The following is a 21,048-nucleotide window of genomic DNA, read 5'->3' on the forward strand; positions in this document are numbered from 1 at the left end:
GGCACAAAAAAGGGCCGGTACGAATACCGGCCCAATCGGAGAGAAATCTATCTCTGGATCTTATTCGCCTATAGGCAGGCTATAAGATACAACCCATTTGGGCTTGCCGTTATCCAGAATGTTGTCAATCTGCTGGCTCAGAGTGAACGACAGGTTGTCGTTGTAGGCATAAGACAGATCAACGTGAACCATATTAGCTGACTCAACGCCATTAGCATCGTGCTTACCTACAAGAATGGAGTAAGCGTCATAGCCATAACCCAATGTATAGTAGGCTGTACCTTCAACATCATCCCCGCCAGCAATGTTATCGTATGCGGTAACGCTGAGCCCAGCAAAACCCAACGATAACACGGCGTCTGACAGCTCACCCGGATCATTGTAAGTCACGTCATTCGCATAAGTGTAAGTCCAAACGCTCAGATCTACGCTCACTCCACCGAATTCCGCACCATAGCCTGCATACAGGTCATATTCTGATCCAGCGTTGGTATCACCTGAAGAGGCCCAGATACCGGTGTAGAAACCGCTGTTAGAATAGCTCAGATCACCAGAAACAGCTGCATCGCCATTACCCAGCTCCACACCACGCCACAAGTACATGTTAGCTACACCAACAGACGCAGAAACTTCAGCGTTAGCAGCAGTAGGTGCGATGGCCATGGCACCGGCAACAGCCAGAGAAAGAGCAGTCAAGCGAAGCATTTTAGTTTGTTTGTTCAACATAAAAAGTAACCCCCAGAGGTTAGACGATATAAGGTTTGCACCTTGGTTAACGAACTCACCACAGTAAAAGCAACGAGTGTGCCAAAATTGCAATGCCTTGGATTTGCGGGCTTTTCTGGTCAGTTCGCTGGGTCATCATGTCATAAAACTGCAACAGGAGCACCAAATCTGTGCGCGCACCAAAAGCGGGCGCACCAAAAGCGCCCGCAAACTCATTATTGGCTAGTTTCTGTACTGGGTAATTCATCAAATCGCTTATTCAACCCCTTCACCTCATCAGCGAGGGTATCCATGCGCGCATCCATTACCTGCATGGCTTGCTCTAACTTTGCGCTCAGCTCGTCTATTCTGGCACTTTGCTGTTGCAGCGAAAGCGCCCGCAAACTCATTATTGGCTAGTTTCTGTACTGGGTAATTCATCAAATCGCTTATTCAACCCCTTCACCTCATCAGCGAGGGTATCCATGCGCGCATCCATTACCTGCATGGCTTGCTCTAACTTTGCGCTCAGCTCGTCTATTCTGGCACTTTGCTGTTGCAGCGTTTGCTGCATGCTCGTAATACTTTCATCGACACTAGATTGATTGGCTGTGCCTTCCATGTTGGTTTTCAACGCCGTGACCTGCAACTCCAACGCCGATATTGCCTGGGCTGCTGCGGCCTCAACCTGACGCTTCTCCTCTGCCAATCGTGTGACCAACTGATCTTTCAAAGCCGCCACCTGAGCTGACTGAGTCTGAATCATTGCATCCATCCGATCCCGCAGATCCTGCTGAATCAGGGCTTGCCCTTTCACCCCATCGCGCCCGGGCTTGCCTGCAGAGCCTGGCTGCCCCGCCTGGCCACCGGCCATCCATTTTCTATTGCCGGTTAAGGTACGCATATTGATGTACTTGCCTTCGGTTCCCGCACCACCAGCCCCGGCCGCTCCAGCATCGCCACCTTTGCCACCGCCATTCTGAATGGTGATCAGGTTGTTCACCGGCCCGGCTACGGTATTGCCACTCAACAAACGATACACGATGCTGATCTGCCCGCCATTACCTCCGTCACCGCCATCGCCGCCAGCACCACCATCACCGCCAGCAGGCGCATTACATTTATCGAAGCTTCCCCCTTGCTGACCGGTGCCACCCGCGCCGCCACTGCCACCGACCCCACCTCGGCTATTCACCACCAGCGATCCCAACTTGGCCAACCCCAGTGTCATGGTGATGGATGTGCCCTCCTGACCCTGACCACCGTGCCCCGCATCACCTCCGCGCACGCCATCTTTACACTCTTCCGCCTGCCCTTGCGCATCCTTGCCTTTAGCGCCATCACTACCGTCGGGGCCTTTTGCCATGATAGTCACGCCCTGGCCGATTTCAGCCCAGGCTGCATCCAGCTGCACCTGCTCCAGCCCGTTCGGAATCATCAACACAGCGCCGTCTTCCAAAATCAGTTTGTCGTAGGCAATCACCGATTGAGCATCCGCTAATTCATGGGTTTCACCGGCTTTCACATGCAAGACATTTTCGGCGTGTACAGTAACGCTCACCAGCAACAGCAGGCTTACCAGCATTCGATTCATGATGTTTCCTTAATAATCTTTAGGGAATTTAAACAGGGTACTGAGAGTAATCTTAGCCTGAATGAGGGCTGATAAAAAACCCAACCCTGTGATTGGGTCGGGAAAGCATGCTACAGTCCGACTGACTGCAGTCACAAAAAAGAGCATCCAGGACAGGGAGCGCACCATGGACTCCAAGCACCAGCAGTTATTTACACGTTACCAGCATACCCGCAAGCTGTCGCGGGACATCGTCGAACCGTTGCAGCCAGAAGATCTGGTCATTCAGTCCATGCCTGATGCCAGCCCCATTAAATGGCATCTGGCCCATACCAGCTGGTTTTTCGAAACCTTTCTTCTTAAGCCTTTTTTGACAGGGTATCGGCCTTTTCAAAGCCAGTTCGAGTATCTGTTCAATTCCTACTATAACCATGTGGGGCCTCAGTATCTGCGTAAAAATCGTGGTCTGATTTCACGGCCGACTGTGACAGAGGTGCAGGAATATCGGCAGTATGTAGACGATAACATCGCCACCTTGCTGACCCGGCCTCTCTCTGAGGCAACGCTAAACCTGCTGGAGCTGGGCATCAATCATGAACAGCAGCATCAGGAGTTGATGCTCACCGATATCAAACACGCCTTTTCATTCAACCCTTTGTTTCCAGCACTCGCCGACCACCAACCACAACCGCAACCGATAGCAGCTTTGAACTGGCAGGAATACGCTGGCGGTGAGCAGATGATTGGTTACCGCGGCACCGGCTTTCATTTTGACAACGAGGGCCCGGCACACCCGGTGTTGCTGCCCCCCTTCAAGCTGGCCACTCGGCTGATCACCAATGGCGAGTTGCAAGACTTTGTCGATGATGGCGGCTATAAAAATCCGCTGCTGTGGTTATCCGATGGCTGGGCGTGGCTGCAGGGCAATGCCATCGCACAACCACTGTACTGGCAGCAAATGGAAGGTCAATGGCACCACTACACCCTGTCGGGCCTGCGCCCTTTGCTGCAGCATGAGCCTGCCTGCCACCTCAGTTATTACGAGGCCGATGCCTATGCCCAATGGTGCGGCAAGCGACTTCCCACAGAGTGTGAGTGGGAAGTCGCCGCCCAGCAACAACCGTTGGACAATTCAGGCTTGCATCTGGGCAGGCTTCACCCCCACTGCGGAACCGACCCTGCCTCTGCCCAAGCAACATTGCAACAGCTCTACGGTAGCTGCTGGCAGTGGACCCAAAGTGCCTACAGCCCCTACCCAGGATTCAAACCCGCAACCGGCGCAGTGGGGGAATACAACGGAAAATTCATGTGTAACCAACAGGTATTGAAAGGCAGCTCCTGCGTCACACCGCAAGGCCACAGCCGTGCCAGCTATCGCAACTTTTTCCCCGCCCACGCCCAGTGGCAATTCACCGGCATAAGGATGGCCGACGATGTCTAAGCAAAATGTTAATGCAGCGCTTTCAATGGTGGATGAAAGCACCCCCCAGAATGAGGAATTTCTTGCAGATGTGTTACAGGGGCTTAGCCAAAGAAACAAAACCCTGCCCTGTAAATATTTTTATGACGAGAAAGGTTCGCAATTGTTTGAAGCCATTTGCGATACCCCCGAGTACTACATCACTCGCACCGAAATCGGCATTCTGCAGCACAATATGGCGCAAATTGCTGATCTGGTAGGCCCCAGTTGCGACATACTGGAATTCGGTGCTGGCGCTGGCGTAAAGATCCAGTTGCTATTGGATGGTCTAAAGGCTCCCCGCAGCTATATCCCTATTGATATATCCATGGAGATTCTGGAAAGCTCCGCTCAAAAACTGGCCCGCCGCTTCCCTCATGTCGACATTGTGCCCATTGTTGGGGATTACCATAAAGACATTGAATTGCCTGAAGGATTCTTAAAACAAACACCTCATAAAAAGCTGGTGTTTTTTCCTGGCTCTACCATCAGTAACTTCACCCCGGAGGAAGCCCTTGGGTTTCTAGCCAGGATTCGCAAGCTGTTGGCAGAAGGCGACGTGCTGTTGATCGGCGTGGACTGCATCAAGCCAACCCACCTGTTGAATGCAGCCTACAACGACAAGGCGGGGGTCACTGCAGCGTTCAATTTGAATTTATTGGATCGCATCGCCGACACCTTTGATACCAACCTGGCAAGCCGACATTTTTTGCATCACGCCTACTTCAACAGCCAGCAGTCACGCATCGAAATGCACCTGGTCAGCAAGCGCGATCAGATTATCCGTATCGAAGACAAGACCGTTCGGTTCGCACGAGGGGAAACCATCCATACGGAGAATTCCTACAAGTATTCATTACATGGTTTCAAAGCCATGGCAGAAGAGGCTGCCTTTGAAACCAACACTGTTTGGCAGGATGAGGACAAACTGTTCAGCCTGCACTATTTGACCGCCACCTGATATAGCGCCACGGCTGACAAGCAAGGATTTGAGCCCAACAAACATAAAAAACCCGGCATCAACAATGAATACGACCAACGCAGGGTCACATTGTGGATGCCGGGTTTCGCCTCCCAAGCCTGACAAACTATACCGCGATATAACGCCTTACGGTATCTTCTTCCATGTCTTTTCCCAAGCCTGCCAGTACAACCTCACCCCGATCCATCACCGCGTAGTTGTCAGCCAACTCCCGCGCGAAATCGAAATACTGCTCAACCAACAATATCGCCATCTCACCCCGATCCCGCAACAAAGAAATAACTTTCTGTATGTCCTTGATAATAGAGGGCTGTATGCCTTCTGTGGGTTCATCCAGAATCAATAACTTGGGCTTGGTAACCAGCGCACGAGCAATCGCCAGCTGCTGTTGCTGGCCACCGGAAAGATCCCCACCCCGCCGTTTTAGCATTTTATAAAGCACAGGAAATAGCTCGTATATCTCGTCCGAGATTTTACGCTCTGCCCGTGGCAATACAGAAAACCCGGTTTTAAGGTTTTCCAATACCGTAAGCTGGGAAAACACATCCCGCCCCTGGGGCACATAGGCAATGCCATTCTTGGCCCGCTCATGGGGCGCCTGCCCACTGATGTCTTTGCCTTCCCACAGTATCTGGCCGCTTTTAATAGGGTGCTGACCGGCAACGGCGCGCATCAGCGAGGTTTTACCCACACCGTTGCGCCCCATCACACAGGCCACCTGGCCTTTATCTGCCTCAAAGCTGACTTTTTTCAGCGCCTGACTGGCACCGTAATACAAATCAATGTTGTCTATTTTTAACATGATGAAATCCTGTTTGAATGTCCGGGCCCCATCAGCGGCCCAGATACACCTCAATGACCTGCTCGTTGGCCTGCACCTGCTCCAGGGTACCTTCCGCCAGAACATGACCTTCGTGTAGCACCGTCACCGGACAATCCAGCGCCTTGATGAACTCCATATCGTGCTCCACCACCACCACAGAACGTTTGCCACTGATCTCTTTCAGCAGCTTCGCGGTCAGTTCCGTTTCATGGTCGGTCATACCAGCGGCTGGCTCATCCACCAGCAGCAGATCCGGCTCCTGATTCAGCAGCATGCCGATCTCCAGCCACTGCTTCTGGCCATGGGAAAGCGCACCACCCAGCTCATGCCGCTTTTCCGCCAAACCTACCAGCTCAATCACCTCGTCAATGCGGCGGTTCTGCTCACCAGAGAGCTTATGGAACAGCGCTTTGAATACGCCCCGGTTGCCCGCCAAGGCCAATTCCAGGTTTTCAAACACGGTCAGGCTTTCAATCACGGTCGGCTTCTGAAACTTGCGGCCGATCCCCATATTGGCAATGTCAGCCTCATCGTGTTTGGTGAGATCCACGCTGTCGCGAAAGAACACATCACCCACATCAGGCTTCAGTTTGCCGGTGATAACGTCCATCATCGTGGTCTTGCCCGCACCATTAGGGCCAATGATGGCGCGCAACTCACCGGGCTTCACCACAAACGAAAGGTCGTTCAACGCCTTAAAACCATCAAAGGATTTCGTCACGCCATCCACATACAGAATGTGCTGCGGAATGTGCTTGGTCATTATTTTCATGACAGTGCCTCCCCGGCATCACCGGCCGCCAGCGCTTTCTTCTCAGCCCGTTTATCTTTCCACTGCTGCACCACACCCACCACACCTTGGGGCAGGAACAGCGTAGACACCACAAACAAGCCTCCCAGCATGAACAACCACACCTCAGGGAATGCGCCAGTGAAGAAGGTCTTGCCGTAATTCACCAGCACCGCACCGATCACCGCACCATAGAGGAATCCACGGCCACCCACAGCCACCCAGATAATAATCTCGATAGAGTTGATCGGCGAAAACTCACCGGGGTTAATGATGCCAACTTGAGGCACATACAAGGCACCGGCAATACCCGCCAGAATCGCACTTAACACAAACACGAACAGCTTGTAGTGCTCCACCCGATAACCGATAAATCGGGTACGGCTCTCGGCGTCGCGAATCGATACCAGCACCCGCCCCAACTTCGACGACACCACAAAGCGACACAGCAGATACCCCAGTATCAAGGCAATACCCGAGCACACAAACAAAGCCACCTTGGTGCTATCCGCCTGCAGACTGAACCCCAGCAGATCCTTGAAATCAGTCAGCCCGTTATTACCACCAAAGCCCATATCGTTACGGAAAAAGGCCAACATCAGAGCGTAGGTCATGGCCTGCGTAATGATGGACAAGTACACCCCCGTAACACGGGAACGGAAAGCCAACCAGCCAAACACAAACGCAAGGATAGCGGGGGCAATAGCAACCATGGCCATGGCAAAGAAGAAATTGTCAAAACCAAACCAATACCAAGGTAGCTCCTGCCAGTTCAAAAACACCATAAAATCGGGCAACAGCGGATTACCGTACACGCCGCGATCACCGATCTGACGCATCATATACATACCCATGGCGTATCCACCCAGCGCAAAGAATGCACCGTGACCCAAACTGAGAATACCGCAGTACCCCCAGATCAAATCCACCGCCAAAGCTAACAAGGCGTAACACAAGTACTTGCCCAGTAACCCAATGGTGTAAGAGGACACGTGGAACACGGAACTTTCCGGCACCAGCATATTCAACATGGGCAGTACGATAATGGCTGTCAGAATCACCGCCAACAAACGCTTCCCGGCCACATCGTTCATGAGCCAGGCCAATCTGGATTGTGATGTCATGGCTTAACCCTCCACAAACCGGCCTTTCAGGGCAAACAAACCCCTGGGCCGACGCTGAATAAACAGAATGATGAACACCAGAATCAGGATCTTGGCCAACACCGCCCCTGCCACCGGTTCTACAAATTTGTTGGCAACACCCAAACTGATGGCTGCCACAAAGGTGCCCCACAGATTACCCACACCACCAAACACCACCACCAGGAACGAATCAATGATGTAGGACTGCCCCAGGTTAGGGCCGACATTGGTAAGCTGACTTAACGCCACCCCCGCGATACCGGCAATACCGGAACCTAAACCGAAGGTCATGGCATCCACCCAACCTGTGCGAATGCCCATGGAGCTGGCCATGGAACGGTTCTGCGTAACTGCCCGCATCTGCAGCCCGAAGAAACTCTTCTTCAGCAACAACATCAATCCAAACAGCACTACCAACGCAAAAACGATGATATATAAACGGTTATAAGTGAGGGAAAGGAACCCATTTAAGTGCAGGGATCCACTCATCCATTCCGGCGTAATCACAGAACGATTGAGTGGCGAAAAGACCGAACGCACCAACTGCTGTAGAATCAGGCTGATACCAAAGGTCGCCAGCAAGGTTTCCAAGGGGCGGCCGTACAAATGCCGAATCACCGTACGTTCAATCACAATCCCCATCAAACCCGACACCATAAATGCGGCTGGAACTGCCACGATTAACGATGCCTCAATATAATTTGGCATCAATAACTGCACCACGTATGTGGTGTATGCGCCCAACATAATCATTTCGCCGTGGGCCATATTGATCACCCCCATCACACCAAAAGTGATGGCAAGCCCTACTGCGGCCAACAATAAAACCGAGCCCAAGCTGAAACCAAAGAACAGGTCTTCAACAAACTTATACCATGTCTCCATGGCCTTCAGCCCTTTCAAAACTTCGGTAGCTTCTTCACGCACCAGAGCACTGGGCTCAGCATAACTGCCATCTTCGCTGGGCTGCACCAACTGGGTAAGCATGGCCATGGTGTGTTTATTAGCAAATCCATCCATATCCTTAACTGCCTGGATGCGATCCACCTCATTATCGCTTTGCAAAAGAATAACCCCACGAGCCACTTTTAAAGCCTGCTTGACTGCCGCATCTCGCTCTTTCTCGATTGCAGTCTGCAACGCGCCCAGAAACTCGGGGCTGGGTGTCTTGATCAGATCATCTGCAGCAGCCATGCGGATATCAACTTTCTTGCTCAGCAATTTGTAACCCGCAATCTGCGTGCGCAACTGTTTACGCAAGGCATTAGTGGTGGCAACCTTTTTTACTTCTCGCTTGCCCACATCGCCCAGCACCTCACCACTGATCACATCGGTAATGGTGTAACCGGACTCAGCTTCCGCAGTAAACACAATACGTTTATCAGATTTTTTGTAGTAAAGATCGCCTGCCAGCAGCGACTCCATAACCGGCAACACACGCTCGTCGTCCAGCGCAGCGATTGCCTCAATAGCTTTGGCCTTTTTCTTAAAGCTTGATTCAGTTAACTCGCCAATAAGCGATTCGAAACCAGTGCCGTCCTCTGCTGCCCAAACAGGCGTCACGCAGATCAGACTCAGCAGCACCAGCAACACTCCCCAGTATTGTTTTCTCATAGTGACTTGCTTCTTCAAAAAAGCCCCGCCAATTTTTGCTAAGCATAACTGGCGAGGCTTTGGTGGATGTATCTAGATCGTTTAAACAACTAGTTGATTAGTAGTTCTGACCTGAACACTTCTTGGTTTCGGTGTTGTAGTTACCGCACATGATTTTTGGATCTTTCCAATCCGCTTCGATCTTGGCGCTTTCTGGCAGAAAGTCGGTCCAGGCATCCCCAGGCACTTCGCTTTCAGTTTGCCATACCGTTTCGAATTGGCCGTCTGCCTGGATTTCGCCAATCAGCACTGGCTTGGTCAGGTGATGGTTAGGCAGCATTTCTGCTGTACCGCCAGTCAGGTTAGGTACTTTGATGCCATACATAGCGGGGCGCACTTTATCCACTTCAGTGGTACCGGCTTTCTCAACGGCTTTGGCCCACATATTGAAACCAATGTAAGTTGCTTCCATCGGATCGTTGGTTACGCGCTTCTCATCTTTGATAAAGGCGTGCCATTTTTTCATGAACTCAGCGTTTACATCCGCATCGGCGCTCATGAAATAGTTCCACGCAGCCAGGTGACCGACTAAAGGCTTGGTGTCAAAGCCAGACAGCTCTTCTTCACCCACAGAGAACGCTACAACAGGAATGTCTTCCGCAGAAACGCCCTGGTTAGCCAGCTCTTTGTAGAAAGGCACATTGGCGTCACCGTTGATGGTGGAAACCACTGCTGTTTTCTTACCAGCAGAACCAAACTTCTTCACATCAGAGACAATAGTCTGCCAATCGGAGTGACCAAAAGGCGTGTAGTTGATCATGATATCTTTTTCGGCAACGCCTTTCGACTTGAGGTAAGCCTCCAGGATCTTGTTGGTAGTACGGGGATAAACGTAATCCGTGCCCGCCAGAACCCAGCGTTTAACACCTACTTCGTTCATCAGGTAATCAACCGCAGGAATGGCTTGTTGGTTGGGAGCAGCACCCGTGTAGAAAACGTTTTTAGAGGATTCTTCACCTTCGTACTGAACCGGATAGAACATCATGCCGTTCATTTCTTCAATAACAGGCAATACGGATTTACGGGAAACCGAAGTCCAGCAACCGAAGATAACGTCTACCTTTTCTTTCTCCAGTAACTCCTTGGCTTTTTCTGCAAACAGTGGCCAGTTGGATGCAGGATCAACCACTACCGCTTCCAGCTTCTTGCCCAGCAATCCGCCTTTCTTGTTTTGATCTTCTACCAGCATCAACACAGTATCTTTGAGCGTGGTTTCACTGATCGCCATAGTGCCGGACAGTGAGTGCAAAACCCCAACTTTTATAGTGTCCGCAGCCAATGCCATGCTCGACACTAAAGACATAGATGCAGCAACCGCCGCTCCAGTCATCGTTTTTATAAACGTAGACTTGCTTTTCTTCATGGGAACTCCCCCAGTGAGTTATTGGTTTTGTGAACGCACGGGGTAATAGCATTTTCCATGCCACCGGCAAAATCGGCCATTTTATGGCCATAACCGGTTCCTTTGCTCCTCTTAACTCGACTTACTGGCAGCCAGATGCACCCCCATGGCGCACACAGTTTCACTGCGCCCCACGAGAACGCACCATTGCGAGGCGAAAACCAGACCAGACCCATGGCGGTGCAAATATGTCAGTTCTGTCTAAATGAACTACCATCCACGATGGAAATTTCAACACAATAAAAAAAGGGCGCCTGTCCAGACGCCCTTTTTTAAGGCATTCCCCACATAAAACATGCTTATTTCAGCATGCCATGCTCACAAATAAACTGGATTATCGCCTGCAATCCTGTCTTCTCTTTCATATTTGCAAACACAAAGGGCTTGTCCCCACGCATTTTTCGAGCATCCCGATCCATTACCTCCAGAGATGCACCCACCAACGGAGCCAAATCAATTTTATTAATCACCAAAAGGTCAGACTTGGTGATGCCCGGCCCACCTTTACGGGGGATTTTGTCTCCTGCAGACACATCGATCACGTAAATAGTGAGATCCGACAGCTCAGGACTGAAGGTTGCCGCCAGGTTATCGCCCCCACTTTCTATGATCACCATATCCAGATCAGGGTGCCGCTCATTAAGATCAGCTACCGCCGCCAGGTTCATGGAAGCATCTTCACGAATGGCGGTATGTGGGCAGCCCCCGGTCTCTACCCCAATAATACGATCTGGCGACAGCGCCTCATTGCGAGTTAGAAACTCTGCATCTTCACGGGTATAAATGTCGTTGGTTACGACAGCGATATTGAAATCACTGCGCATGGTTTCACATAATCTCAAGGTCAGCGCGGTTTTACCTGAGCCCACCGGCCCGCCAATGCCCACACGAAGGGTTTGTTTTGTCATGATGTCCTCTGATTGTTACAGCGTGCTATCACAGCCAGCAGCTTTCAGGCCAGCAATGTCTCATAGGTTAACACTGCGCTTTCCATTTCTGCAAAGCCTGCCCGTCATGGCCTGGGTTTATCCCTGGCCACCCCCATGCTTTAATGCACCTACTAATAACCCGAAAAAGAACATCAACATGCACACCGATACTCTATCACTGGAGCAGGATCTGCTGCTCTATCTACAGGATGACCAACTCAGCAAAACGGAATCCAGAGAACTGAAAGCCGCTCTCATGGGCCTTCCCAATGAGGATATCAACTTCCTGCGTAACCGGCTGTTCGAGCTGGCACGGGATCGACTCAGCGCAGGGTCGCCAGATGCCATGAGCATCATTGGCTGGCTGGATCGCTGTACCAAGGCCATTGATGGTGTTTTCTGCAATCGTCAGAGTCGCCATGAAGCCCATTTTACCCCAGGGGATGCCTGCCTTGATCATATCATCGCCGGCCTCAACAATGCCCGTAGCCGTATCGAGATCTGCGTCTTCACCATCTCCGACAACCGGCTGTCTGACGCTATCGCCAATGCCTTCAAACGCGGCATCGCCGTGCGCATTATCAGTGATAACCATAAACAGCATGACGCAGGCAGTGATCTGGAATGGCTAATTGAGCAAGGCATACCCACCCGTTTCGACCGCACCCCCGATCATATGCACCACAAATTTTGTGTGGTCGATGGACTGACACTGATCAACGGCAGCTTTAACTGGACTCGAAGCGCTACCGAACGGAACCAAGAGAACATCGTGATCAGTCAGGATTCCGCCTTGGTTTTGCAGTTTCAGCAACAGTTTGATGCCCTCTGGGAGGCCTATTCATGAATTCACTTCAAGGCAAACGCATCCTAGTAACACATTCAGATGCTTTTATGGGCCCGGCCATCTGCACCAACCTCGAATCAAAGGGTGCGACGGTTATTGCGAGCCAGGAAACACTCATAGCCCCCCATGAACCAGCTGCTCTTATTGCAGCCAGCGGCCAAATAGATATCGTGGTAATAAATCTTTCAATAACCGCGCCCACCAGCGCTGCCACCGATATAAGTGATGAGGAATGGCGTCATACATTTTCCCTGTTGGTCGATCCGCTACCACGAATATGCAAAGCCATTCTGCCACAAATGATTGAACGCAAACGGGGAAAGATCATCCTAATTGGCAGCGCTGCGGCCTTGCGTGGCATGAAACGCACTGCCACCTACAGCGCAGCAAGAGGTGCGCAACTGGCCTATGTTCAGGCATTAGGCGTTGAGGTTGCAAAGCACAACATACAAGTAAATGCCGTAGCTCAGAATTTCGTAGACAACCCGACCTATTTTCCGGCGGCGGTGCAAGCCGATGAGCGCTTCAAGGCACGCCTGCAACGGGAAGTGCCCCTCGGGCGGCTCGTTAGCGCCGAGGAGGATGCAGAATTTGTCAGCTATCTGTGTAGCGCCGCAGCAGACTGCTTTGTCGGGCAGGTGTTTCCACTTTGCGGCGGCTGGGTGGGGCGCTAAAACCGCTCGCGCCAAGAAAAACCACATAACTAATAAGCTTCTACTGATAGTGCGTGTATAACGGAAGTTCACACCTCGCATAAAACTAGAACAAAAAACGATCTTACACATTTTTTGTGATACTGATCTAAACTTAGAGACACTGGATAGCCAATACAATATGCGTGAGCTATGGGCGCTGCAGTAAATCATATACACGTAATTCATGCGATCAACCTCGACGCATAAATACTACACACTACATCGAACCGATGTTACCGCCCCTCACAACTTCAGGATGAAGACGGCGTATGCAAGAACAGCAGCTACAACACACACAGAAAATCCTCATCGTTGAAGATGAAAGCATCGTAGCATTGGATCTATCCCGCCGCCTCACGAACTTAGGTTACACCGTAACAGGAATGGCCCCCTCCGGGAAACGCGCTCTGGAGTTGGTAAAAACAACCAGCCCAAATATCATCTTGATGGATATACACATAAAAGGTAATCAGGATGGAATTGAGGTCGCCAACCAAATCAATCAACTCTATCAAATCCCTATCATATTCCTGACTGCATACTCAGAAGATACAACCTTGACCCGAGCCAGCGAGACCCGACCTTACGGTTACATCCTAAAGCCCTTTTCCGAGCGGGAGCTGCATGTTGCCATCCAAATCGCACTAGAGCGACATGGCGCAGATCTGAAACTGAAAAAGCAGGAGACCCACCTGAAGCTGGCATTGGATGCCGCCAACCTTGGCACCTGGGAAATGGAAACCGCTAGTGCACCAATTATTATGGGCTACTCTCCTTCTGGCGACCTGACACCACTAACTGACTGGGAGGGTCTATTCAATTACATCTGCCCACAGGACAAACCTAAAATACAACTGGCTTTGGATCAATTACGCACATCAAATGAAGTGGAACAAAATCTGGAGTTTGAAGTTAAACTTCCTGATCAGGGCCATCGCTGGTACAAACTCTTTGGTAAATCCTTTAATGGGCCAGAAGCCCAACATCGGGTCGTTGGCATACTTCAGGATATTACCGAACATCATCGCGCCGAAGAACAACTTAAACAGGCAGCAACTGCCTTCCGTTGTAGCTCAGATGGCATCGTCGTTCTGAATAAGGAACGGCTAGTGGAAAGTGTGAACCATTCATTCTGTCGTATTAGTGGGCTAGAACAGGACGCATGCATCGGCAAGGAGCTGGATCTGCTATCAACCGATGCCTTGGGTCAGAACTGTGCTGACGATATTTGGACCAGCCTTGATCAAACCGGCAGCTGGCAAGGCGAGGCCAGCCTTCATCAGCCTAACAGTAAGTTAATTCACACCTTAGTCAATATCGGCAAAGTGCCCGACCTGATTAACAATGAGGCTCAGTACGTAGTGGTGATATCCGATGTCACCCCCATGCGCAATGTGCAAAAAAAGCTCTCACACATTGCCTACTTCGACTCACTCACCGGGCTGCCTAATCGGAATATGTTCAGAGATCGACTGGAGATGTGTTTGGCAAAAGCCAGACGTAACCACTCCCAGTTTGGTGTTTTATTCCTGGATCTGGACCACTTCAAACAGGTCAACGATACACTAGGCCACCAGATGGGTGACAAGCTTTTGATTTCAGTTGCATTACGACTGCGAGCAGAGCTAAGAACATCCGACACACTTTGCCGTATCGGAGGAGATGAGTTTATCGTTATTTCTGATGCCATTGACTCCGTTAAAGATCTGGAAAACCTGTCGGAAAAAATTCTACAGATTTTCAGAAAGCCGATTCAGCTGGGCAACGTTGAAGTGATACCCGGTGTCAGCATAGGGATATGCATTTATCCTGACCACACACAAGATCTGGATGAAATGATCAAAATGGCAGACACTGCCATGTACGCAGCAAAATCACAGGGCCGCAAGAGTTACGCCGTCTACCAACCCGACATGTCCGAGCATGTAGCCCAGTATTTCACTCGCGACCAAGAGCTGCGCCAAGCACTTGAGCACGATCAGCTCCGATTGCACTATCAACCACAATACGACAGTCGTTGTGGCGATCTGGTAGGCTTGGAGGCACTTATCCGCTGGCAACACCCAAATGAAGGCCTGCTCGGCGCTGCAGACATCATTCCTTTTGCGGAATCCAGCGCCTTAATCGTCGATATCGGACGCTGGGTGTTGGATGAAAGTTTTCGGCAACTACGTGACTGGATCAAGCACGGTTATAAACCGGTTAGACTATCAATCAATATCTCAGCCCGGCAGCTGGAAGACCGAAATTTCGCTCACATCGTTGACAGCATAGCAACTCATCATGAAGTACCGTTGAGCCTTATTGAATTGGAAGTAACCGAATCCTGCCTGCAGAACAGTAATGTTGGTGTTCACAACCTGAGACGTCTCAAACAGTTAGGTGCCAATATCAGCATTGACGATTTCGGAACCGGCTACTCCTGCATGAGCTCACTTAAAACACTCCCTATTACCGCACTCAAAATTGATCGTTGTTTCATACAACATATTCAGGATGAAGCGAATGACCGCGCCATTGCCAATGCCATCATTGCACTTTCAAAGCAACTGAATCTGCGCACCACAGCTGAGGGAGTGGAAACACAAGCCCAAGCAGATCTGTTGCGCCAAGCCGGCTGTGATGAATTCCAGGGGTTTCTTTACAGCAAACCGCTTGCAGCTGAGCTGATCACTCAATACCTCAAACTCTCCGCCGAGAGCACCGACCCCTTATGACAACCGATATTGATTTGGCCATAGACAATGATGAAGTCATGCGCCTGGTGGTGGAAGCTTCACCTAATGGCATGGTGTTGATCGACTTGCAGGGTCGCATCGTGATGGTTAATACCAGCATCGAAACCATGTTCGGTTACAGGCGCGATGAACTCATAAGCCAAGCCATCGAACAATTGGTTCCCGTGCGCTTTCGCAAGCATCACCCCCATATGCGAAAACAATACTTTGCGTTACCGAAATCCAGAGCCATGGGACAAGGCCGTGAGCTATATGGCCTGCACAAAGATGGCACCGAGTTCCCGGTGGAAATTGGCCTCAACCCCATAACCACGCAAAACGGGATTTTAGTTCTGGCCGCCATTGTTGATATAACTGAACGGCAACGCGCTCAGGAAATGATGCGACTGGCAGTGGAAGCTGCCCCCAATGGTATGCTGCTGACCGATAAAACGGGGCGCATTGTCATGGCAAATTCAATGGCAGAAATGCAGTTCGGTTATACGCGATCTGAATTAGTGGGTCAGGAAATTACCATGCTGGTTCCACCTCGCTTCCGTGATCACCATCCTGCATTGCGTGAAGACTACTTCAGCCATCCTGTTTCAAGAGCCATGGGCAAAGGGCGAGATCTATTTGCGTTGCGCAAGGATGGCCAGGAAATTCCAGTGGAAATAGGGCTCAACCCCATAAGCACCGTACAGGGCATGATGATCCTTGCTTCGGTAGTGGATATCACCGATCGCAAACAACAGGAGGAAAGGCTCAAATCCGCCCTCAAGGAAAAAGAAGTTATGTTGGCGGAGATTCATCACCGGGTTAAAAACAACCTGCAAATTATCGACAGCTTGATCGCGATGCAGCTGGATAACGTCGATGATGAAAAAGCCCGTTTTCTGCTTACCGATAGCCAGAACCGCATTAAGTCCATGGCCGTTATCCACCAAACCCTGTATCAATCCCAGGATTTCTCCAATGTGGACATCGCCACGGTTATAACCGGGCTGGTCAACAATCTCTCTCATTCTTACGGTGATTCAAGCAGATCCGATATTAAGGTCTACGTTGATGCTGAAGCCATAGCTCTGCCAATTGAAAGCAGCATTCCGTTGGGCCTTATTGTCAACGAGCTGGTTTCTAATGCATTCAAGCACGCCTTTCCTAATAAAAGGCCTGGTGAAATTCGAATTTCATTAAGTCTCACCCCCGAACAAAAGATTAAACTCGAGATCAACGACAACGGTATTGGTATGCCAACTCAACGGGATAGCACCGACTCCTTAGGGCTGCGCCTGGTGGAGGCCTTAAGTGATCAACTGGAGGCCACCCTTACTATCCATCCCGTTAATCCAACCACGTTCACCATTCTGATATAAAACTGAATTTGATGTTACCCGCAAAGCTTAGCTATTGGTGCCGCGCAATGGATTCCAGAGCAATTACCCGCTTTATTTCCTGCTCAGTAAAATGCACCGCACGACGCTCAAGCAATTGATTTTGAATATCACTTTCATCCAGAGCGCTACTTGTCATTAATTCATCGCGTTCCACCAGCCAGCTATCCATTCGCATTTGCCACTGGGCACGCACCCTGTCCAGCTCCGCCAGGCGTTTGGCTGCGTCATCCCCGACCAAGCTGGCACGAATTTGATACAAATCCTCCTCACTACCGGATGCCTGTACTTCAGATGTCAGCTTGCCTAGCTGTATCACCTGCTCTGCCTGCTGCAGTGATTGTCGTAACCCTTGCGGCAAGTCCGCCTGCAGAAGCGTAATTTGATCCGCTTTTTGACTATCATTCAGAGCCTCGTTCTGCAAAACCGACAGCTGCTCCAACGTATATTGATCATAGCGTTCTTCCTCCCCATAGAATGCTTCCGCCACCGTAACACCCAAGTAGGTAACCCGCATGCCTCTGAGCGCTTGCAGTCGCTCAGCCATCGTTTCTAAATCTTGATTCGAGCTAGGCGACTGGTCTCGTTCCCACTGGCTCAAAGCATTCAACATCGCGATATAATTCTCCAGCAAAGCCCGTGCTTCCTCAGCAGCAGGGCCCTCAAGAGTATGATCAATATAAGCGTGTATTCGAGCCAATAACGATGCCAGCGTTTCTTCGCCTAGCCCAGCCAGAAAATAATCGAAAATTTCGCGTACATCATTATCTACTACCAAGTGACCTCGATTATCTAGCTGCCAGAAAAAGTCCGGGTGGGTGCCGGCAAATGAAGCGGGCAACTGCTCGAGCCCTGTCTCATATTGATAGTCAACACCCATTTCCCTTAGCTCTGATATAGCATGATGTTCAAGTGTTATTCGGCCCCGCTCAATAAAGGATACACCGTCAATAACCTCAGCCTTCGGCTTCTGGTGAAACCCCGAAGCCTGCTGCAACCAGACCACAAACAAACTCACTAACAGAACTGGTAATAGCACCCATAACGCAAACTTTCTGGATATGTTTTGCATAACCACAACACCCTAAAGGCCGATATTGCGCAGACGGTTTGCATGCTGGCGAAATACCGTCTTAGGGTTGGTGGAGAAAATATGCACCAGCCCGAACAACTGGTTCACCTCATCCAGATGATCCATATTGTAGTTATCCCGAATCACCTGCCCCAGATGTGAACTGCATTGACCGACCAAACTGTCATTGGGTTCATTAAAAGCCAGCTTCAACAAAATCAAACCATAGGAGGAAGGATCAAGAAAATTGGTGATTCCACTACTGGTTCCACTCCAGGAATAATAACGGACGCCATCTTCGTTGTGAGCACCATCCCCACATGAGGAGGCAGGTACACCCGCAGGAAACCGAGCATTAAAGTCTGCAGCCCCAGCCAGGGTGAGTGATTCCATTCCGGCAAGGGCATCCTGTGGCAGACTCTCACCTGCGGCCAATCCAATCAAAATGCCTAAGCCATTGGCAACACTGGACAGCACAGGCGTAAGCGCGGCACCCAGTACAGGCACTTGCGAGATTTGCTCCACCACATCAGCAATCGGTGACCCTTTAACCGGGCTGCCCACATTGGTAACGGAAGCCACCTTATCGGGCATCATTGCTGCCACATAACGTACGCTTTGCCCACCTTGGCTGTGCCCGATCAGATTCACTTTCTCAGCGCCAGTAATGGCCAGGATCTCCTCCACCTGAGCCAACAGCTGTTCGCCACGTTCTTCCGATGAATTGAAAGCAGATACCTGCGTGTTGAAAACCTGAGCACCGCTTTTTTCCAATGCTCTGGGTATGCCGTACCAATAATTGATGAAAGCGATATTATCGAAACCCAACATACCGTGGGCCAGCACGATAGGGTAACGAGTTTCTGTGTAACCCGCCGCCAGAACAGAGCCTGAGAGCCCGCAAAGAAGAACAAGAAGTGCTTGGGTAAATGATTTATTCATGGCATCACCTGCTGACAGCGTATTTATAGTTTTTTTGATACTGCTACCGCTAAGCCTATTAACCCGGAGCAATCACGTATAGACGCTATATACACATGGCCGCCGTGTATTCAGACAATACTCAACAAAATCTCATGATTACCAAAGACTTCCGTTTAATCTGCATTTAAGATCAATCTCTCCCCTCGATCCAGAGCCGACCATTTCTTCTATATTCTTCACTAGGGTTTGTCGGGTAAAGCAATTAATGTCAGTGCGTAGAAAGCATAACATGTCTGTAACTGCCAGTATTCACGGGAGTTTTTAACAACCTTATCTCGAAGCCTTTAAATCCGTCATAGAATCATAGGGAATCATCTCTTTTCGCAAAACATGAGTGTAAATCATCGTAGTGTTGAGATGCTTATGGCTCATTAGTTCCTGGATGGTTCGGATATCGGTACCGGCTTCCAGTAAGTGGGTAGCGTATGACTGCCTCAAAGTATGGCAGGTTACTAGTTTGTTTGGCTCGACTCGCAACACTGCGCGCCTGATTGCTTTCTGAAGCGTAGACGCGGAGCAAAGCCAGCGTTTGCTACACCCTGCCTTATCTGTTCTTTTCCCAGCTCTTTAGGGTGCTGCTTTTGATGATAGAGAATGTATTGGTGGACCCAACAGGAATAGGTCTTTTCCGTGTTTGCACTGTAGTGGCGGCGCCGAATTTCGTTCCTCAATTGCTCCAGTAACTTGGGTGGTTGATTAGGGGCCCGTATATTACCCCATAAGGCTAACTCCTTATTTGCGTGATTAATATATATGGAAATATTGCTCCAATCCAGGATCGGAGTGATGAGAAAAAGCGGACCAGCGATCCGTATATACGCTAAAATCAGTAAAAAGATGGAATATGATAAGTTGTTCAAAGATTTAATGAAGTGGAATTAATCGAAGTTAAGATAAATAGTGATATACGGGCCGAAGGGTCCGTACTAACACACTGTTAGCTATCCGCCAATTTCAGCACATCATTTAAAGGAATAATGAATGATTAAATTTGAAACATTATGGAAAAATTACCCAGAGGATGATCCTTGTGATGCTAAAAATAGAGACGGGGATAAGCTGTTTGGTAATCAGTGTGCCATTCGATTGAGCACGGCAATGAAAAAATCTGGAGTAAGTTTTAGTACCTTCCCTAATAAGAGAAAATGCTGGGTACACCCATCAGAAGATCATATTTTAGCTGCTGCAGAGCTGGCAGATTGGATCGCAAAAGCAAAAATGCCAAATATGCTTATTATTGAAAATGTAACCGGCGACAAGTGGCGCAGTAAAGTTGAGTCAAGAACAGGTATCATCTGTTTCGAAGATTACTACTTGCGTAGTGATGGTAGTGGCGGTGATCATATAGATTTATGGAATGGCAAGGCTATGACCGGGTTTGGTTCATACTTACGGACAAGGTTTAGTATAGTAATTCCGAGCATATGGTCAGACTTAGGAAAATCCAAAAGAATAAGGTTCTTTCCAATATCATGATTAAGAAGTTAGCCGTATTTATAGTTGCTTTCTTGGTTGTCAGTTTTCTGTATTTTTCCTTGGTGTATTTAATCGGTCTACTGCTTCAGGAAATGGGAATTGCACTATATGATTCTGAGTCTGACCAACAAAGAAATTTTAATGTGGTTTTAGGTGTGTGGTTGGCAGTCTCAGTGGGTGCAGGGGTTTGGCGAATCAAAAAAAATAGCTGACAATTTGGTCAAGCGAACCTAAGACCACGGCGTTCTGGTGCTTGAATTCTCCCATTTTCCCCGGACACTTTGAGTAGATATCAAGCATGTCTCTATCACAAGGTAGAGATATAAAGGCTTTGAGTATAGGATGCTATCAAGATTTAGTCGGGCTTAAAGAATAAAGTGACAGTTACTGACATTTTATTCT

General features: G+C 49.8%; 20 protein-coding genes and 1 pseudogene. 8 read left to right on the forward strand and 13 right to left on the reverse strand.

What is annotated here, in order from left to right:
• Nucleotides 1-60: 60 nt before the first annotated feature.
• The 3 genes from Kalk_RS09475 to Kalk_RS21185 all read right to left on the reverse strand — a co-directional run bounded on the left by Kalk_RS09475 (nt 61) and on the right by Kalk_RS21185 (nt 2,299).
• Nucleotides 61-726: a TorF family putative porin gene (locus Kalk_RS09475; RefSeq protein ID WP_199768042.1), complete on the reverse strand. Its 666-nt coding sequence runs from the start codon at nt 724-726 to the stop codon at nt 61-63.
• Nucleotides 727-941: 215 nt separating this feature from the next.
• Complete coding sequence (locus Kalk_RS21180; protein ID WP_158643405.1) at nt 942-1,115, reverse strand: hypothetical protein; 174 nt, start codon at nt 1,113-1,115, stop codon at nt 942-944.
• Nucleotides 1,115-2,299 (reverse strand): collagen-like triple helix repeat-containing protein, encoded by a 1,185-nt coding sequence (locus tag Kalk_RS21185; protein WP_158643406.1) that lies wholly within the window; start codon nt 2,297-2,299, stop codon nt 1,115-1,117. The genes Kalk_RS21180 and Kalk_RS21185 overlap by 1 nt, the downstream gene beginning before the upstream one ends.
• Nucleotides 2,300-2,465: 166 nt before the next feature.
• On the opposite strand from Kalk_RS21185, the gene egtB reads away from it, so the two are divergent.
• Nucleotides 2,466-3,719: an ergothioneine biosynthesis protein EgtB gene (gene egtB / locus Kalk_RS09495; protein ID WP_199768043.1), complete on the forward strand. Its 1,254-nt coding sequence runs from the start codon at nt 2,466-2,468 to the stop codon at nt 3,717-3,719.
• Entirely contained in the window at nt 3,712-4,698 is a 987-nt protein-coding gene (egtD, locus tag Kalk_RS09500) for an L-histidine N(alpha)-methyltransferase (RefSeq protein ID WP_101894019.1), read from the forward strand. Before egtB ends, egtD begins: the two co-directional genes overlap by 8 nt.
• Before the next feature lie 127 nt (nt 4,699-4,825).
• On the opposite strand, the gene urtE is transcribed toward egtD, so the two are convergent.
• The 6 genes from urtE to ureG all read right to left on the reverse strand — a co-directional run bounded on the left by urtE (nt 4,826) and on the right by ureG (nt 11,440).
• Complete coding sequence (gene urtE, locus Kalk_RS09505) at nt 4,826-5,521, reverse strand: urea ABC transporter ATP-binding subunit UrtE (RefSeq protein ID WP_101894020.1); 696 nt, start codon at nt 5,519-5,521, stop codon at nt 4,826-4,828.
• Between the two features lie 31 nt (nt 5,522-5,552).
• Nucleotides 5,553-6,314 (reverse strand): urea ABC transporter ATP-binding protein UrtD, encoded by a 762-nt coding sequence (gene urtD, locus Kalk_RS09510; RefSeq protein ID WP_199768044.1) that lies wholly within the window; start codon nt 6,312-6,314, stop codon nt 5,553-5,555.
• The gene (gene urtC / locus Kalk_RS09515) at nt 6,311-7,456 is read right to left on the reverse strand and encodes an urea ABC transporter permease subunit UrtC (RefSeq protein ID WP_101894021.1); all 1,146 of its coding nucleotides are present in this window, start codon (nt 7,454-7,456) and stop codon (nt 6,311-6,313) included. Before urtC ends, urtD begins: the two co-directional genes overlap by 4 nt.
• Before the next feature lie 3 nt (nt 7,457-7,459).
• Complete coding sequence (gene urtB, locus Kalk_RS09520; RefSeq protein ID WP_101894022.1) at nt 7,460-9,091, reverse strand: urea ABC transporter permease subunit UrtB; 1,632 nt, start codon at nt 9,089-9,091, stop codon at nt 7,460-7,462.
• 97 nt (nt 9,092-9,188) lie between these two features.
• Complete coding sequence (gene urtA / locus Kalk_RS09525) at nt 9,189-10,460, reverse strand: urea ABC transporter substrate-binding protein (protein WP_101896272.1); 1,272 nt, start codon at nt 10,458-10,460, stop codon at nt 9,189-9,191.
• A gap of 371 nt (nt 10,461-10,831) precedes the next feature.
• Nucleotides 10,832-11,440, reverse strand: coding sequence for an urease accessory protein UreG (gene ureG, locus Kalk_RS09530; protein ID WP_101894023.1), 609 nt, complete (start codon nt 11,438-11,440; stop codon nt 10,832-10,834).
• A gap of 178 nt (nt 11,441-11,618) precedes the next feature.
• Between ureG and Kalk_RS09535 the strand changes: the two genes are divergently transcribed.
• The 4 genes from Kalk_RS09535 to Kalk_RS09550 all read left to right on the forward strand — a co-directional run bounded on the left by Kalk_RS09535 (nt 11,619) and on the right by Kalk_RS09550 (nt 17,096).
• Nucleotides 11,619-12,308: a phospholipase D-like domain-containing protein gene (locus tag Kalk_RS09535; protein ID WP_158643407.1), complete on the forward strand. Its 690-nt coding sequence runs from the start codon at nt 11,619-11,621 to the stop codon at nt 12,306-12,308.
• Entirely contained in the window at nt 12,305-12,982 is a 678-nt protein-coding gene (locus Kalk_RS09540) for an SDR family oxidoreductase (RefSeq protein WP_101894025.1), read from the forward strand. The genes Kalk_RS09535 and Kalk_RS09540 overlap by 4 nt, the downstream gene beginning before the upstream one ends.
• 290 nt (nt 12,983-13,272) lie before the next feature.
• Entirely contained in the window at nt 13,273-15,720 is a 2,448-nt protein-coding gene (locus Kalk_RS09545; protein WP_101894026.1) for an EAL domain-containing protein, read from the forward strand.
• Complete coding sequence (locus tag Kalk_RS09550) at nt 15,717-17,096, forward strand: sensor histidine kinase (protein ID WP_101894027.1); 1,380 nt, start codon at nt 15,717-15,719, stop codon at nt 17,094-17,096. The genes Kalk_RS09545 and Kalk_RS09550 overlap by 4 nt, the downstream gene beginning before the upstream one ends.
• A 31-nt stretch (nt 17,097-17,127) precedes the next feature.
• Here Kalk_RS09550 and Kalk_RS09555 read toward each other — a convergent pair whose 3' ends face one another.
• The 4 genes and pseudogenes from Kalk_RS09555 to Kalk_RS21775 form a co-directional block, all read right to left on the reverse strand.
• Nucleotides 17,128-18,186 carry a lipase secretion chaperone gene (locus tag Kalk_RS09555; RefSeq protein WP_101894028.1) on the reverse strand — a complete coding sequence of 353 codons (1,059 nt, stop codon included), beginning with the start codon at nt 18,184-18,186 and terminating at the stop codon, nt 17,128-17,130.
• Nucleotides 18,187-18,198: 12 nt separating this feature from the next.
• Complete coding sequence (locus Kalk_RS09560) at nt 18,199-19,128, reverse strand: lipase family alpha/beta hydrolase (RefSeq protein WP_101894029.1); 930 nt, start codon at nt 19,126-19,128, stop codon at nt 18,199-18,201.
• Between the two features lie 312 nt (nt 19,129-19,440).
• A pseudogene (locus Kalk_RS09565) lies at nt 19,441-19,674 on the reverse strand (tyrosine-type recombinase/integrase); the annotation flags it as partial.
• Complete coding sequence (locus Kalk_RS21775) at nt 19,623-20,030, reverse strand: phage integrase N-terminal SAM-like domain-containing protein (RefSeq protein ID WP_158643408.1); 408 nt, start codon at nt 20,028-20,030, stop codon at nt 19,623-19,625. The pseudogene Kalk_RS09565 and the gene Kalk_RS21775, both read right to left, overlap by 52 nt.
• Nucleotides 20,031-20,151: 121 nt before the next feature.
• Here Kalk_RS21775 and Kalk_RS09575 point away from each other — a divergent pair, with 121 nt between their 5' ends.
• On the forward strand, nt 20,152-20,646 hold the full coding sequence (locus tag Kalk_RS09575) for a T6SS effector amidase Tae4 family protein (protein WP_101894032.1): 495 nt from the start codon (nt 20,152-20,154) through the stop codon (nt 20,644-20,646).
• Entirely contained in the window at nt 20,643-20,858 is a 216-nt protein-coding gene (locus Kalk_RS09580; RefSeq protein WP_101894033.1) for a hypothetical protein, read from the forward strand. Before Kalk_RS09575 ends, Kalk_RS09580 begins: the two co-directional genes overlap by 4 nt.
• Nucleotides 20,859-21,048 lie beyond the last annotated feature (190 nt).

Source organism: Ketobacter alkanivorans, assembly GCF_002863865.1.
GTDB classification, from domain to species: Bacteria; Pseudomonadota; Gammaproteobacteria; order Pseudomonadales; family Ketobacteraceae; genus Ketobacter; species Ketobacter alkanivorans.

Excerpts from the sequence above, each read along its gene's own strand:
- Kalk_RS09475 (WP_199768042.1), bottom strand. The coding sequence starts at position 726 with ATGTTGAACAAACAAACTAAAATGCTTCGCTTGACTGCTCTTTCTCTG.
- Kalk_RS21180 (WP_158643405.1), bottom strand. The coding sequence starts at position 1,115 with ATGAGTTTGCGGGCGCTTTCGCTGCAACAGCAAAGTGCCAGAATAGAC.
- Kalk_RS21185 (WP_158643406.1), bottom strand. The coding sequence starts at position 2,299 with ATGAATCGAATGCTGGTAAGCCTGCTGTTGCTGGTGAGCGTTACTGTA.
- egtB (WP_199768043.1), top strand. The coding sequence starts at position 2,466 with ATGGACTCCAAGCACCAGCAGTTATTTACACGTTACCAGCATACCCGC.
- egtD (WP_101894019.1), top strand. The coding sequence starts at position 3,712 with ATGTCTAAGCAAAATGTTAATGCAGCGCTTTCAATGGTGGATGAAAGC.
- urtE (WP_101894020.1), bottom strand. The coding sequence starts at position 5,521 with ATGTTAAAAATAGACAACATTGATTTGTATTACGGTGCCAGTCAGGCG.
- urtD (WP_199768044.1), bottom strand. The coding sequence starts at position 6,314 with ATGAAAATAATGACCAAGCACATTCCGCAGCACATTCTGTATGTGGAT.
- urtC (WP_101894021.1), bottom strand. The coding sequence starts at position 7,456 with ATGACATCACAATCCAGATTGGCCTGGCTCATGAACGATGTGGCCGGG.
- urtB (WP_101894022.1), bottom strand. The coding sequence starts at position 9,091 with ATGAGAAAACAATACTGGGGAGTGTTGCTGGTGCTGCTGAGTCTGATC.
- urtA (WP_101896272.1), bottom strand. The coding sequence starts at position 10,460 with ATGACTGGAGCGGCGGTTGCTGCATCTATGTCTTTAGTGTCGAGCATG.
- ureG (WP_101894023.1), bottom strand. The coding sequence starts at position 11,440 with ATGACAAAACAAACCCTTCGTGTGGGCATTGGCGGGCCGGTGGGCTCA.
- Kalk_RS09535 (WP_158643407.1), top strand. The coding sequence starts at position 11,619 with ATGCACACCGATACTCTATCACTGGAGCAGGATCTGCTGCTCTATCTA.
- Kalk_RS09540 (WP_101894025.1), top strand. The coding sequence starts at position 12,305 with ATGAATTCACTTCAAGGCAAACGCATCCTAGTAACACATTCAGATGCT.
- Kalk_RS09545 (WP_101894026.1), top strand. The coding sequence starts at position 13,273 with ATGCAAGAACAGCAGCTACAACACACACAGAAAATCCTCATCGTTGAA.
- Kalk_RS09550 (WP_101894027.1), top strand. The coding sequence starts at position 15,717 with ATGACAACCGATATTGATTTGGCCATAGACAATGATGAAGTCATGCGC.
- Kalk_RS09555 (WP_101894028.1), bottom strand. The coding sequence starts at position 18,186 with ATGCAAAACATATCCAGAAAGTTTGCGTTATGGGTGCTATTACCAGTT.
- Kalk_RS09560 (WP_101894029.1), bottom strand. The coding sequence starts at position 19,128 with ATGAATAAATCATTTACCCAAGCACTTCTTGTTCTTCTTTGCGGGCTC.
- Kalk_RS09575 (WP_101894032.1), top strand. The coding sequence starts at position 20,152 with ATGATTAAATTTGAAACATTATGGAAAAATTACCCAGAGGATGATCCT.
- Kalk_RS09580 (WP_101894033.1), top strand. The coding sequence starts at position 20,643 with ATGATTAAGAAGTTAGCCGTATTTATAGTTGCTTTCTTGGTTGTCAGT.